This window comes from Mesorhizobium koreense (assembly GCF_031656215.1).
Classification (GTDB): Bacteria; Pseudomonadota; Alphaproteobacteria; order Rhizobiales; family Rhizobiaceae; genus Mesorhizobium_L; species Mesorhizobium_L koreense.
The window spans coordinates 3,595,786-3,608,968 of the sequence record NZ_CP134228.1; the positions used below are offsets into that span (position 1 = coordinate 3,595,786).

The 13,183-nt window shown below is 61.9% G+C and carries 11 protein-coding genes and 1 tRNA gene; 5 read left to right on the forward strand and 7 right to left on the reverse strand.

The window, feature by feature from the left end; translation table 11 throughout:
* Positions 1–18: 18 nt before the first annotated feature.
* Positions 19–2,916, reverse strand: a complete 2,898-nt coding sequence (locus RBH77_RS17085) for a valine--tRNA ligase (protein ID WP_311028783.1) — start codon at positions 2,914–2,916, stop codon at positions 19–21.
* A 109-nt stretch (positions 2,917–3,025) separates the two neighbouring features.
* Positions 3,026–3,226, reverse strand: a complete 201-nt coding sequence (locus tag RBH77_RS17090; protein WP_311028784.1) for a hypothetical protein — start codon at positions 3,224–3,226, stop codon at positions 3,026–3,028.
* Between RBH77_RS17090 and RBH77_RS17095 the strand changes: the two genes are divergently transcribed.
* Positions 3,225–3,428: a hypothetical protein gene (locus RBH77_RS17095; RefSeq protein ID WP_311028785.1), complete on the forward strand. Its 204-nt coding sequence runs from the start codon at positions 3,225–3,227 to the stop codon at positions 3,426–3,428. The two genes, RBH77_RS17090 and RBH77_RS17095, sit on opposite strands and share 2 nt — an antisense overlap.
* Positions 3,429–3,446: 18 nt before the next feature.
* Here the strand turns inward: RBH77_RS17095 and RBH77_RS17100 are convergent, their stop codons facing one another.
* The 3 genes from RBH77_RS17100 to RBH77_RS17110 all read right to left on the reverse strand — a co-directional run bounded on the left by RBH77_RS17100 (position 3,447) and on the right by RBH77_RS17110 (position 6,682).
* Positions 3,447–4,103: a PopZ family protein gene (locus RBH77_RS17100; protein ID WP_311028786.1), complete on the reverse strand. Its 657-nt coding sequence runs from the start codon at positions 4,101–4,103 to the stop codon at positions 3,447–3,449.
* 352 nt (positions 4,104–4,455) lie between these two features.
* A complete protein-coding gene (locus RBH77_RS17105) occupies positions 4,456–5,844 on the reverse strand; it encodes a TolC family outer membrane protein (protein ID WP_311028787.1) in 1,389 nt (462 codons plus the stop codon).
* A gap of 169 nt (positions 5,845–6,013) precedes the next feature.
* Positions 6,014–6,682, reverse strand: coding sequence for a protein-L-isoaspartate O-methyltransferase family protein (locus RBH77_RS17110; RefSeq protein WP_311028788.1), 669 nt, complete (start codon positions 6,680–6,682; stop codon positions 6,014–6,016).
* A 389-nt stretch (positions 6,683–7,071) separates the two neighbouring features.
* Here RBH77_RS17110 and RBH77_RS17115 point away from each other — a divergent pair.
* From RBH77_RS17115 to RBH77_RS17125, 3 genes are all read left to right on the forward strand, one after another.
* Positions 7,072–7,145, forward strand: a tRNA-Cys gene (locus RBH77_RS17115).
* A 338-nt stretch (positions 7,146–7,483) separates the two neighbouring features.
* The gene (locus RBH77_RS17120) at positions 7,484–7,729 is read left to right on the forward strand and encodes a hypothetical protein (protein WP_311028789.1); all 246 of its coding nucleotides are present in this window, start codon (positions 7,484–7,486) and stop codon (positions 7,727–7,729) included.
* 430 nt (positions 7,730–8,159) lie between these two features.
* Positions 8,160–9,680 carry a chloride channel protein gene (locus tag RBH77_RS17125; protein WP_311028790.1) on the forward strand — a complete coding sequence of 507 codons (1,521 nt, stop codon included), beginning with the start codon at positions 8,160–8,162 and terminating at the stop codon, positions 9,678–9,680.
* A gap of 157 nt (positions 9,681–9,837) precedes the next feature.
* On the opposite strand, the gene RBH77_RS17130 is transcribed toward RBH77_RS17125, so the two are convergent.
* Positions 9,838–11,553, reverse strand: coding sequence for a chloride channel protein (locus tag RBH77_RS17130; protein WP_311028791.1), 1,716 nt, complete (start codon positions 11,551–11,553; stop codon positions 9,838–9,840).
* A gap of 302 nt (positions 11,554–11,855) precedes the next feature.
* Here RBH77_RS17130 and RBH77_RS17135 point away from each other — a divergent pair, with 302 nt between their 5' ends.
* Positions 11,856–12,407 carry a MarR family winged helix-turn-helix transcriptional regulator gene (locus tag RBH77_RS17135; RefSeq protein ID WP_311028792.1) on the forward strand — a complete coding sequence of 184 codons (552 nt, stop codon included), beginning with the start codon at positions 11,856–11,858 and terminating at the stop codon, positions 12,405–12,407.
* Positions 12,408–12,926: 519 nt separating this feature from the next.
* On the opposite strand, the gene RBH77_RS17140 is transcribed toward RBH77_RS17135, so the two are convergent.
* Positions 12,927–13,109, reverse strand: coding sequence for a hypothetical protein (locus RBH77_RS17140; RefSeq protein WP_311028793.1), 183 nt, complete (start codon positions 13,107–13,109; stop codon positions 12,927–12,929).
* Positions 13,110–13,183: the final 74 nt, after the last annotated feature.

Sequence of the window (13,183 nt, forward strand, 5' to 3'; positions counted from 1 at the left end):
CCACCAAGCTACGCCGGATTACTCTCCCGATACCCGCGACAGGGCTGTTTCCAACCGCTCAGCCGTGGCGCGGTATTCTTCCAGCTTCTCCCGTTCGGCCGCGACGATCTCTTCAGGCGCGTTGGCGACGAATTTCTCGTTCGACAGCTTCTTCCCGATCCGCGCGATCTCGCCGGATGCCTTGGCGATCTCCTTGCGTAACCTCGCCGCCTCGGCGGCAAGGTCGATCAGATCGCCGAGCGGCAGGCAGGCGGTGGCCTCGCCGATGACGAGTTGCGCCGATGCCTTCAACGCCGCGTCGGCGAATGAAATGCCGGAAATGCGCGCTAGCCGGCCGATCGCCGCCTCATGGCGGGAGAGCCTTTCGCGGGTCGCCTCCCCTGCCCCGACCATGACCAGCGGCGCCATGGCCGAAGGCGGCACGTTCATCTCGGCGCGCACGGAGCGGATGCCGGAGATGAGCTCAACCAGCCAGTTCATTTCGTCGGCGGCCGCCTTGTCCTCGAATTCGGGCGCGGGCCATGCGGCGTGGCAGAGAAGCGACCGCCGCTCGCCATTGCCGGTCTCCGCCCAAAGCTCCTCCGTCATGAAGGGCATGAAGGGGTGGAGGAGCTTGTAGATCTCGTCCAGCGCGAAAGCCGCGACCGCCTGGCTTTCTGCCTTGGCAGCCTCGTCGTCGCCCATGAAGACAGGCTTCAGAAGCTCCAGATACCAGTCGCAGAATGTGTTCCAGACGAAGCGATAGGCCGCACTCGCCGCGTCATTGAAGCGGTAGGAAGTGATGGCGTCGGTGATCTGGCGCGCGGTATCCGAAAGCTCGGTCAGTATCCAGCGATTGAGTGTGAGTTTCGCCTCGTGCAGCACGAAATCGTCGTTGCGCGCAACGCCGTTCATCCCGGCGAAACGGGTCGCGTTCCAGAGCTTAGTGCCGAAATTGCGGTAGCCGGCGACGCGCGCCGGGTCGAGCTTCACGTCGCGCCCCTGCGCAGCCATGATGGCGAGCGTGAAGCGCAGCGCATCGGCGCCATACTCGTCGATCAGGACGAGCGGGTCGATGACGTTGCCCTTCGACTTCGACATCTTGGCGCCGTTCTTGTCGCGGACCAGCGCATGGACATAGACGGTGTGGAACGGCTCCTCGTCCGTGAAATGGAGCCCCATCATCATCATGCGGGCGACCCAGAAGAAGATGATGTCGAAGCCGGTGACGAGCACCGAGGTCGGATAATAGGTCTTCAATTCCGGCGTCTTGTCCGGCCAGCCGAGCGTCGAGAAAGGCCAGAGCGCCGAGGAGAACCAGGTGTCCAGCACATCCTCGTCGCGGGTCAGGATCTCTCCCGGCGCAAAGTTTTCAAGCCTATCCTGCACCCAGGCCTTCCATGGCCCTTCAAGGGCAAGATAGTGCTCGACGGCAACGTCGAGCACTTCTTCCTCGGACTTGGCCACGAAGATATGCCCGTCCGGCCCATACCAGGCCGGAATCTGGTGGCCCCACCAGAGCTGGCGCGAGATGCACCAGGGCTGGATGTTCTCCATCCAGTCGAAATAGGTCTTTTCCCAGCTCTTCGGCACGAAATTCGTGCGGCCTTCGCGAACCGAGGCGATCGCCGGCTTGGCAAGCGTCTCGGCGTCGGCAAACCACTGGTCGGTCAGCATCGGCTCGATCACCACGCCAGAGCGATCGCCGAAGGGCTGCATGATCTTCTTCGCTTCGACATAGGGGATGGCGTTGCCATCGGAGTCCTTGACCGTGACCGCCAGGCCTTCGGCGTTGATGGCATCGACGATGCGCCTGCGTGCTTCATAGCGGTCGAGGCCGCGATATTCGTCAGGCACGAGGTTGATGGCATCGACGTCCGCCTCACCCGGCAATTCGCCGGTACGGACGATCTCGGCTGCGCGAGCGGCGCATTCGGCATAGGGCTCGCCGTCGTCGCGCATCGTCGCCGTACCGTTCATGAGACGGTAGAGCGGAATCCCGTTGCGGCGGGCGACCTGGTAGTCGTTGAAATCATGCGCGCCGGTGATCTTGACCGCGCCAGAGCCGAAATCCGGATCGGGATATTCGTCGGTGATGATCGGGATGAGCCGGCGGTGCTCCTTCGGCCCAACCGGAATCTCGCACAGCTTGCCGACGATCGGTCGGTAGCGCTCGTCCGAGGGGTGGACCGCGACCGCGCCGTCGCCGAGCATGGTTTCGGGGCGGGTCGTCGCGATGGAGATATAGTCGCGTTCTTCCTGGAAGGTGACGTTGCCGTCGGCATCCTTCTCGACATAGGTATAGGTCTCGCCGCCGGCCAGCGGATATTTGAAATGCCACATATGGCCGTCGACTTCGCGGTTCTCCACTTCGAGGTCGGAGATGGCGGTCTCGAACTTCGGATCCCAGTTGACCAGCCGCTTGCCGCGATAGATCAGGCCTTCGCGATAGAGCGTGACGAAGACCTCGATGACGGCCTTCGAAAGCCCCTCGTCCATGGTGAAGCGTTCCCTGCCCCAATCGCAGGACGCGCCGAGCCGCTTCAACTGGTTGACGATCTGGCCGCCGGACTCGGCCTTCCATTCCCAGACTTTTTCGATGAAGGCTTCGCGGCCAAGTTCGCGCCGATGGATTTGCTGTTCCATCAGACGGCGCTCGACCACCATCTGGGTGGCGATGCCGGCATGGTCCATGCCCGGCTGCCACAGCACGTTTTTGCCGCGCATACGCTCGAAGCGGACCATGATGTCCTGGAGTGTATTATTGAGCGCGTGACCCATGTGGAGCGAGCCGGTGACATTCGGCGGCGGAATGACGATCGTAAAGGGCTCAGCGCCCTCTTCCGCGCCCGCGCCGGCACGGAACGCGTCGGCCTCTTCCCAGCGGGCGGCGATCTTCGGCTCCACGCCGGCCGCGTCGTAATTCTTCTCAAGCATCGGGAAAGTTCCAGATTTTCCGGACTGTTCAAGGCCGGGTGTAAACCGGATGCACCGCCGCAAGTCAACTGCGGCGGGTCCGCCCACTCAATCCGGATGCGCCGAGCCGCTAGGGGAAGCGCCTTTTGGCCGCCGCCATGGCAAGCACCTTGCCGGAGCCGTCGAGCGCCTCGACCGTCATGCGGTAGATATGCGGCGAAGGCGGGCACGGACCGCGGTAGCGAAAGGCGCCATAGGGAAGCTTGCCGTTGCCCGTATAGACGACGGTACCGCCGCCATGCGGATAGTCAGGCGCATCGAGATCGGTCATGTTGAAGCGCAGCTTTTTCGTCCCGGTGGGTGCGGCCGAAACCGTCATCGGCGGGGATTTAGGGTCGAAGCATTTTTTCGTCGGCCCCCAGGCCAAACTCAAGCCCATGGCCGAAGCGGTGATCGGCAATCCGATCGCCGCGATCAATGCGCACGCCGTGAAAACAAGTTTCTTCATCGGCCTTCCCCGCAAAGCCAGATAGGGCGCGTATCGTCCTTGTCTAACCGCGCGCGACCCGCTCAATCTCCTCGCGCACCAGCCGTTCGACCAGAACGGGAAGGTTGTTGTCCAGCCAGTCCTGCAGCATGGGCCGCATCATCTCCTCGGCGATTTCCTCGAAGCTACGGCGGCGGTTGGCCGAAAACGCCTCGTTGAGTTCCCCGAAGGCCGCCGCGACCTGCCGCCCGGCCTGTTCCGAAATAATGGCGGGCTTTACCTCCGGCGTCTTCTCTTCCTTCCGCCCGAAGGTCTTCAGCGACCCGAGCTCCTCGCTCAACTCAGCGATCATTTCTTCCTGATCGAGGCCGCCCTCGTCCGCAGCCTCCGCCAGCGCTTCCTCGATTGCGGATATTTCCGCCTTCGGAAAAGCCGGTTCGACGGCTTCGGATTTTACCTCCCCGGCAAAAGAGGGCGATGCCGAGCGGACCTCTGCCTGGATGTCGGCAAGGGAAACCGGCGACACCGATCTGGCCTTCTCGGCCTCACGCGCCTCGGCGCTCGCGCGAAGGTCGGCCCGGAAGCTTTCCACCTCGATCACGCTTCCCGGTCGGGCAGGCACCGGCTCTTCCGCCGTTGCCGCCACGGTTTCGTCCGTCTGCTGCCGCTGGGTGTCGCTGTCCTCGATGATCCTGCGGATGGATGCGAGAATCTCTTCCATCGAAGGTTCGCGCTGTGCGTTGTTGTTCGCTTGAGCCATCGTCACCTTAGCCGCCCCTTGTGACCGTTTCCCACGATGCCGGGCCACGGATCGCGGCCCCGAATCACCGGCAACAGCGTAACCGACCGACGCGCGCGTGAGAATCCCCTGCCGCCGGCCGGGCCGTCTTTGTCACAGAGAATAGCTTCTGTGGGGAGTTCCGGGATTGAAGACCGGAGAGATTGAAATCGGTCAGACTGTAGCGAAAACGGTGTCTGGCGAGCACCGAAGCGGAGCGTATTTCAGGTATGTGTGCACCGGAGCGCAGCCCAACGCCATCTGCAGCTAGGCCTGACGGACTTCAATCGGTCTCTCAACGCCCGTCCGGCGTGCGCAGGCCGTACCACTTGTCCTTGACGGCGTTGTAGTGCTCCTCAGGCTGGTACTCGGCGACCTGCAGCCCGAGCCGGCCGGCCGAAAGCCTGCCGGTTGCCGACAGAATGGCGTAACTCGCCACCACCAGATCACGCTCGGCATTCACCTGGTTGATCTGCGCGTCGATGAGATCCGCCTGGGAGTTCAGGACGTCCAGCGTTGTCCGCTGGCCGACATTGCGCTCCTCGATAACACCGTCGAGCGCGAGTTGAGCCGCCTTTACCGCTTCGGCATTGGCGCGGGACGATTCCTTCGCGGCCTGATATTGCGCCCACGCTGCGGCGACGGCAGCGCGAACCTGGTCGCGGCTGACATCGACCTGGATACGCGCCTGCCCGAGCGATTCCTTCGCCTGGCGGACCTCGGCCGACGCCCGGCCTCCCTGATAAATCGGTACGGTCAGCGACAACCCGATGCTGGCGGAGTTATTCCAGCCGTTCGGGCTGATCGTGCTGTCAGGAGAACGATGGGTGTAGTCGCGGTTCAGCCCGGCCTGCGCGGCGATGCTCGGCAGGAGCGTGCCTTCCGCGGACTTCACGGAGAATTCGGACGCATCGACCAGCGCCTCGGTGGCGCGAATGGCCGGATGCTCGGTGGCGGCGACAGCGAACGCCGCCGGAAGACTCGACGGAAGCAGCTTCGTGACCGGCCCGGCCGGCTGCAGTTTGCCCGGCTCGTCGCCGACGATCTGATGATAAATGGCAGCGCTCGACAGGACCTGCGCGCGCGCGGCGCTCAACTGCGCGATGGCGAGCGCCTGGCTCGCCTGCGCCTGGGCGACGTCGGTGCGCGTGCCCTCGCCGACATCCAGTCTGGATTTCGCCGCTCGTACCTGCTCGTTCAGGAAGGCGAGGTTGCGCTCCCGGAATTTCGCGATCTGGCGGTTCAGGATCACGTCCATATAGGCGCTGGCGGCATTGAAAAGGGTCGTCTCTTCCGTATTGCGCAAATTCTCGCGCTGCGCCCGCACCTGCGCCTTGGCGGCGCGGACGTTGTTCAGCGTCTGGAACCCGTCAAAAAGCGTCTGCTGGATGGTGACGCCGAAGCCCCCCGTCGTCAGGCGGGTGCCGGCCTGCACGCCGACGCCGCTCTGGGAGGCGTAATTGATATCGCTCGAGCCCGCGATGACGGGACGCCAGCCGGACTTGGCGATCGCCACGCCCTCATCCGTGACGCGAACGCCGGCCCTGCCCGAATTGAGCGTCGAGTTATATTGATAGGCCTTCGTCAGCGCGCCGAAGATCGTTTCGGCCGACGCGGCCGAAATCCCGGTTCCGCTGACCGAAAGAAGAATGGCGGCGGCTATACTGTAGCGAGCAAGCGACACAACCTACCTCATGTCCGTTTGGCACGAATGCCGCACTGAAGTCCCGCCCGATCAAATTCCGATTGGAAAATAACGGGACTTGATTAAAATTTCGAAAGCTGTGCGTCCCCGATATTCCGCCGGATACGCTTCGGCTACTCGATACGCTACCCCTTCAACTCCCCAACCATCAAAACTCGAACGCCGGCGCGCGCCGGAATCCAGGAAGCGGCCGGATCGCCGCATTGAAGGCGCGGCGGCACGAAACCACACCGCCCTCCTTCACGCAAATGCGCGCAATGCCGGCATTGCCCTCGCCGATGACGGCAACCAACCGCCCGCCCTCGTCCAACTGTCCGAAAAGCGCCTCTGGAACCTCGTCCACAGCGCCGCCGACCACAATTACGTCATAAGGAGCATTTTGTGGATAACCACCCTCAAGTGCGCCCTCGAAGACCGCCACATTGCCGAATCCGAGTTTGGCGAGCGTAACACGCGCAGACTCGGCGAGACCAGCCTCGCATTCGAGCCCGTCGACCGAGCCGGCGAGTTGGGAAAGCACGGCGGATGAGTATCCGGTGCCGCAGCCGACATCGAGCACACGATCCGCGGGGCCGATGACGGCAAGCTGCACCAGTTTGGCGAACGGCGCCGGCTCCATCAGGTAGCGCGGGTGGCCGGAGGCTGTCGGGATGTCGATATCCTCGTCCAGATAGGCCAGCGGACGGCGTATGGCGGGAAGGAATGCCTCGCGCGGGATAGAGCCCATGGCCGAGAGGATGCGCGCATCGGTTATGCCGGTGGTGCGCAATTGGCCGTCCACCATCTTGACCCGCAGATGCGCATATTCGGCTGTCATGCTCTTTCGGCTCGTCCCCTGGCGCCTTGCCGCACCGCTCTGATTATAGCGGCACGGAGGCATTGTTGGAATAGGAGCGCCGAGAACGCTCCGTAGACCGGCCCGCCCAAATCGCGACGATCATCGCGTGCGGTGTGACAAAATTAACCCTGGCGGTCAATCAATGACTGACCGAGACGCTTACGGCATTCTTCTTGCTGTTGCAGAAATACCCCATCGTCGAACGCGCGGTTCGGACAGGCGCGGCGTCCGGCGGCGAAGCGGGAAAGCCGGCACCGTGACCTCCATGATAGCAATTCGGAAGGGATACGGGCCCGGAACGGGCCTCCGGCACTTGACGCCCAATACCTCTCCCAATATTGAGGCTCGACGCCGGTATCTCGCCGCGCGGCCTCGTGGCGGAGTGGTTACGCAGAGGACTGCAAATCCTTGCACCCCGGTTCGATTCCGGGCGAGGCCTCCAGACTTTCTTTCTAATGGAATCAGTGAGATAGGAAAGAAAGTATCCTGCCGAATGGCGAAATTCACGTTGCGTCGTATCGCAGCCGGCTTCCCTTGATTTCCAAGGGTTTCCACAGGGCGACGGTAACTCCGTGCGACATGAGATGCGACAAGAAAGCCCGCCCCAGCGGACCGGGACGGGCTTAGCGGGTTTTTCAACAACGGCCACCGGGTTGGATTAGCTCGCAGTTGCAGTTGCGGCAGTGATCTGATTGCTCACCGCTGCACCGCGGCGGGCCGTCGTTACAGACGCTTACCTCCAAATGGCGATTGGACCATCCGTTCAGGTACCTTTTACGGATGCGCGAAGAGATCGATTCTAGCGGCACACAGGGGAGAAAGATCGTGGAAAGCGACTTTACCGCCGCACAGGTTCACCTGAGGAGCGCGCGTCTCTGCCTCCAAGGCAGAGACAAGGTCAGCGAGGAGGCGACTGAAGCACTGGACTTGTTGATCGTTGCTGTAACCACGGCCGAAATCGTGCGCGATCAGAGGAACGTCGTTTGGTTCCCAGATGTCGCAACGCGGCATCCGCAACCAAGCTGAAAACCGCTCGAGCCGAAGGGCTACCGCGACGTTTGCAACGTGCCGACGCCATAACGATTTCCCGATTATTCGCCTAGACGACGACGGCGACTACCGCCAATCCGGCCAGCAGAACCGCCAGCACGATCCACCCGCCGATGGCCGAATGCCAATCGTCGGAACGATGTTCTCTCAACATGGTCATTGTCTCCGTGTTGACGGCCTAAACCTGTGCAACACGGCAGGCAATCGGAACGCGTTGTACCAGTCGTAAACAAGAAAATGCCTCGACCGGTCATCCGATCTAGGCCCTCACCCGGGTGCCGATCCAGGTCAGCCCTTCGCCTTGAAGTTCCTGGCTGCCCTCTCGACTTTGGGGCTACCCTAGCCGTGTTTTTTTATCAGGTCCTCGCTTGCTTCGGCGATACGTCTGCGGCTTCCGTCAGGCGCATTGCGTTCTTTTCGGCCGTCCATTGGGTTTCTTCGATTTGTCGTTCATCGGTGTCGCTGTAACGCACGGAATCTTCTCCATGAGAAACAGTACATCTCTTGCCCGACCCGACGCCCTCAACTATGCCCTCACGATCTCCAGCTACGCTGTCACACAATAATGCGCCGCTTCGATTTCATCGAATTTCTTATCATGCTGGCCACTGTTGTGCAGTGGCTCGTCCTGGCAACAATCACAGGCGCGGTCGTGGGAAGTGGCACGAGCCTGTTTCTGCACGGGCTCTTCTTCATGACGGATCGAACGGCTTCGATCCCCCTATGGTTGCAGATGGTGCTGCTGCCCGCTGGTGGTCTGCTCAACGGACTGCTGCTCTACTATGGGTATCGGGTCAACACGACGGACTTGAAGGATACGCTCTTCTCGGCAGTGAATACGCAGGCTGGGCGCATGCCGTTCCGGACCGTCCTCATCAAGCCGGTTGCCGCCATCATCACACTTGCAAGCGGCGGATCGGCGGGCAAGGAAGGGCCGTGCTCGCATATCGGCGCCTCGCTCGCGGCCGCGATCGGACAGGTACTGCATCTCAACAGCGAGTTGCGCCTGCGCATCGTGGCCTGCGGGGTCAGCGCCGGTTTCGCGAGCGTCTTCGGCACGCCGATCGCCGGCGCTATCTATGGCGTTGAGGTGCTCGCAATCGGGCGTCTGCGCCACGATTTCCTGTTCCCCGCTATCGTGGCTGGGGTCGCTTCGTTCCAAGTGAGCAAGTTTTGGAACGTTCCCTACGTCTATTATCATTTTGATACCCTCCCTGAATTTTCCGAGATCATGTTCTTCAAGACAGCGATGCTTGGTGTTGTCAGCGGGATCGTTGCACTACTCTTCGTGGAAGCGGTGCACCGTGTGGCGCGGCTCTTCGCCTATGTGCAAATCCGCATCCGTGCGTGGCCTCCGCTCATGCCCCTGAGCGGCGGTATCCTGCTGTCGCTCATGATCCTGGTCATTCCGACTGATTATCTCGGCCTGAGCCTGCCCCTGATGGATCACGCGCTCGCGGGCGAGCCCATGCCGTATCTGGGCTTTGTATGGAAAATCCTGCTCGTCGCCGTCACCATCGGCTCCGGCTTCTATGGTGGCATCGTGACGCCGCAATTCGTCATCGGCGCGCTGGCCGGGAATGCTTTTGCGCACTTCTTCGGCATCGGCCCGATGCTGGGAGCAGCCATCGGTCTGGTCGGTGTCGTGGCGTCGGCTTCGAACACGCCGGTTGCGGCGGTCCTGATGGGAGTGGAACTGTTCGGCGGTTCGATCGGAACCCTGTATATCGCAGGTGCGGCGATCGCCGCCTATCTGGTGATCGGTCACCGCAGTATCTATCCCGAACAGCGTCTGGCTTACTCCAAATCGTCCTGGATGCGGGTGCGACCGGACATGCCCGTCGATACCGAAAAGGCTCGCCTTGCCTATGGGCTTTTACGCTGGTGGGAACGGCGTCGTAAAAAGGCGCTCGATCGGGGCGGCTAGGCGACAATCCGTTCCCGGGCCGGGCGCAAACCGGTCCGGCTTTCTCCGCTGCCGACTTTTCTGCTCGATCGCGCCGACGGGCTCGACCGAAAGCACCAGAGTTGATCGCCGCCGATCCGGCTAGGATCTGGGATAGCTCTCAAGCCGGATGATCATGCTACGAGGGTGTGCTGAGGTTGCGTACACCATGGAACGCCACGCGACGGTTCTCCGCCTCGTGCCTCCTCGAACGCACGTTCAGGACGTCCTTCCAGGCGATATAGCCGACGAGGCGCTGGTCCTCGCGTGAGACCACGGGCACATGGGCAATGTTGGCCTTGGTCATCTGCTCCACCAGATTTTCGAGATACCAGTCCGGATAAGCGACCGGAGGGGTCCGTTGCTCGGCCAGCAACTCGGCCAGGGTGGCAGTGCGGTGCTTGCCGGCACGCCGCCACGCCAGCACGGTCGGCGGGTTGAGGATGCCGAGCACATGGTTTTCGGCATCGACGACGGGAAAGCTCGGATGCTTCGTGGTCGGCTTGGTAAGGAAGCTGGTGGCGGCGTGGAGCGTCATCGTCGCCGGCACGGTCTCCACCTCCCTGACCATGATGTCCTTTACCTGCGCCAGGGCAAACGGGTCGGCGTGCCATTCGCGGGTCACGTGATGGCCGCGGCGCGCCACCTTTTCGGTCAGGATGTCGCGACGCATCAGGAGCACCGTCACCGTGTGTGCCGTAAAGCAGCATACGATCAACGGCAGGAGCGCGTGAATGTTGCCGGTGACGCCAAGGGCGAAAAAAGTGGCGGTGAGCGGGAGGCGCAGCGTTCCCCCCAGCGTCGCCGACATAGCCAAAAGCGGCCAGAAGCCCGGGCTTGCCGCCGGAAGCAGGCTGACCGCCGCGGCGGCCATGGCACCGCCGATCATCATCAGCGGCGCCAGCGTGCCGCCGGACGTGCCCGAACCGAGCGCCACGCTCCAGACGATCGTCTTGACAACGAGGAGGCTCAATCCCTGCCCGGGATCGACATCGCCGCGCAGCAGGGCCTCGATATTGGCGTAGCCGAGGCCCAGCACATTGGGATCGATCAGCCCGCCTATGCCGACGACGACGGCTCCGAGCGCGGGCCACCACATCCAGTGGATCGGCAGGCGGTGGAAACCGTCTTCCAGCGCATAGACAAGCCGGGTGAGGAAACCCGACAGCAGGCCGGAACATATGCCGACGAGCACCCATGCTCCCGCCTGGAAGAAGGAAACGGTGACGGTGCCAACGAACGGAAACAGGGGATCGGCAAGCCCGGTATAACTGCGCAATATATCGGCGACGACACAGGCGGTGGCGACAGGCAAAAGGCTGCGCGGCGTCCATTCGAACAGAAGCAGTTCAAGCGCGAGCATGATCGCCGCGACCGGTGTGCCGAACACGATGGTCATGCCGGCACAGGCACCCGCAACGAGAAGCGTCTTACGTTCCACGTCGCTCACCGGCAACCATTGGGCGATGAGCGAACCGATCGCGCCACCGGTCATGATGATCGGCCCCTCCGCACCGAATGGGCCGCCGGTGCCGATGACGATGGACGACGACGTCGGCTTGAGGATCGCCACCTTCAGGTTCAGCCGCGAGCGGCCGAGCAGGATCGCCTCGATCGCTTCCGGCAGGCCATGGCCACGGATCTGTTCGGTGCCGTAGCGCGCCATCAAGCCTACGATGATCGAGCCGCCGATCGGCACGAATACGGCATACCAACCAAGCGGCGACTCGCTGAAAGGAACATAGTCGAAGCTGAATTTCCCGAAATAGCAGAGATTTGTGATCAACTCGATCAGCCGGAACATGAGCACGCCGACGATCGAGATGCAGACGGCGGCAAGGGCGGCAATACCCATGATGACGAGGACGCGACGGTCGGCTGTAAAGTCCCCAAGGTTGCGAATGAACGTGAGAGGGGAACCACCTGGCGTAGACAGGTGAGAGGGAAGTTTTTGCACTAGATTATGAGACTCCGAAGACAATGCGGTCGGCGCGGTCGGCCAGTTGCATCGCCATGCGACATATCACTGCGAATCCGTGGCGGCAAACAATGGCAAGAGCACCGCGCTGCGTCATCTGGTCGCTGAAATTCACTCTCGGGTTTAATACGTCGCGGCGCCTATTATCGCCGGGCCGGCGCCCTCCACGGCGCGGTCGAATGAGCCCGGCACGTCAAAATTTCAACGGCCGGAAGAATCAGTATTTGGCAGGCGATAGGGAGAGGACATCCATTCTCCCAGCCATATCAAAGCAAAAAACCAAAGAGGGAGACATGGGGAAAGAGATGCGCATAGCCGAGGCCGAGTTGTCGGCATACGATTATCGGACACTCGCTGCGTTCCGCTTTGCCCTTCGTGGTTTCCTGTCGTTCAGTGAAACAGCGGCCCGCGCCGTCGGATTGACGCCACGTCAGCATCAGGCGCTGCTCGGCATCAAGGCGGCGTCCATTGAGAACATGGCGAGCATGTCCCAGCTCGCCACCTTCCTGATCCTGCATCACAACAGCACGGTGGAGTTGGTCAATCGGCTTGAAGCCGCTGGGTTGGTGGCGCGCAAACAGGACGTCACCGATCGCCGGCGCGTACTGCTTTGCCTAACCGCGAGCGGCGAACGCTGCCTGGCCGATCTGTCGACAGTCCACCTCAAGGAACTACAACGGATCCGCACGGAACTGGAGAGCCTCCTCGATCGCATGAATGCGAGGCATTGACCGGCTCGCATCGCTTTGGCCGGAGTAATACTCCTGACCGCCATCGCGTAGTTCCATTTTCAGGAAGGACAAGATTAGGCGGGCGCTCCCGAAGGAGCATTGCCTGAAGCCGCCCGCCCGCAAGCTCGCCCGAAGGTCTGCCGCCGCTGACATCTAAGGCTCGGCAACAGGACTGTCGACAAACGAATTGTATCGGAGCCCGTTACAAAATGATCCAATGCACCTCCTCAGACAATGTATCGCGCCGGCCACACTCCCGGTAATTCGCTAGGCACCGATTTCAGCCCACTTGCTATTCAATCCGAATACGAGCAAGGACTTCATGCGCGCCGCCAATAACGGAAATGCGGGGCCGACGCTGGGGCTAAGGGGTGGCACGCGTCGGCCTTTTGTATTTCTGCGGGTGATGACGCGCCTTTCATCCACAGTGTCCAAAATCCGTAGGTCTTCCGCTGCCTGCGCCAACACACCCGGATGACCTTAGCGGTCAGTCTCGGCAAACCTGCTCACGTTCAACGATCATCCGATGATGGTGCCAGTGCCGGCGAACTTCGGTCCAGCACCGTTGGTGATGCCTGCGCCAACCGTAATGATTGCCGACATACCAGCCTCGATGAAGGCCATTATCCCTGCGATCCCAATCATCTCGATCTCGGTGACCCCAACCCTCGCGGTCGTGGTATCCGTGGTGATGTCCGCCATTGTCGATCGTGACGCCGACGGATTGAGCCATCGCACTCGATGCGGTAATGCCGCCGATAGCAAGAACTGCCGCT

Coding starts and splice junctions, on each gene's coding strand:
- RBH77_RS17085 (WP_311028783.1), bottom strand. CDS start 2,916: ATGCTTGAGAAGAATTACGACGCGGCCGGCGTGGAGCCGAAGATCGCC.
- RBH77_RS17095 (WP_311028785.1), top strand. CDS start 3,225: ATGTTGAAGCGCAGCTTTTTCGTCCCGGTGGGTGCGGCCGAAACCGTC.
- RBH77_RS17090 (WP_311028784.1), bottom strand. CDS start 3,226: ATGACCGATCTCGATGCGCCTGACTATCCGCATGGCGGCGGTACCGTC.
- RBH77_RS17100 (WP_311028786.1), bottom strand. CDS start 4,103: ATGGAAGAGATTCTCGCATCCATCCGCAGGATCATCGAGGACAGCGAC.
- RBH77_RS17110 (WP_311028788.1), bottom strand. CDS start 6,682: ATGACAGCCGAATATGCGCATCTGCGGGTCAAGATGGTGGACGGCCAA.
- RBH77_RS17120 (WP_311028789.1), top strand. CDS start 7,484: ATGCGCGAAGAGATCGATTCTAGCGGCACACAGGGGAGAAAGATCGTG.
- RBH77_RS17130 (WP_311028791.1), bottom strand. CDS start 11,553: ATGGGTATTGCCGCCCTTGCCGCCGTCTGCATCTCGATCGTCGGCGTG.
- RBH77_RS17135 (WP_311028792.1), top strand. CDS start 11,856: ATGAGCCCGGCACGTCAAAATTTCAACGGCCGGAAGAATCAGTATTTG.
- RBH77_RS17140 (WP_311028793.1), bottom strand. CDS start 13,109: ATGGCGGACATCACCACGGATACCACGACCGCGAGGGTTGGGGTCACC.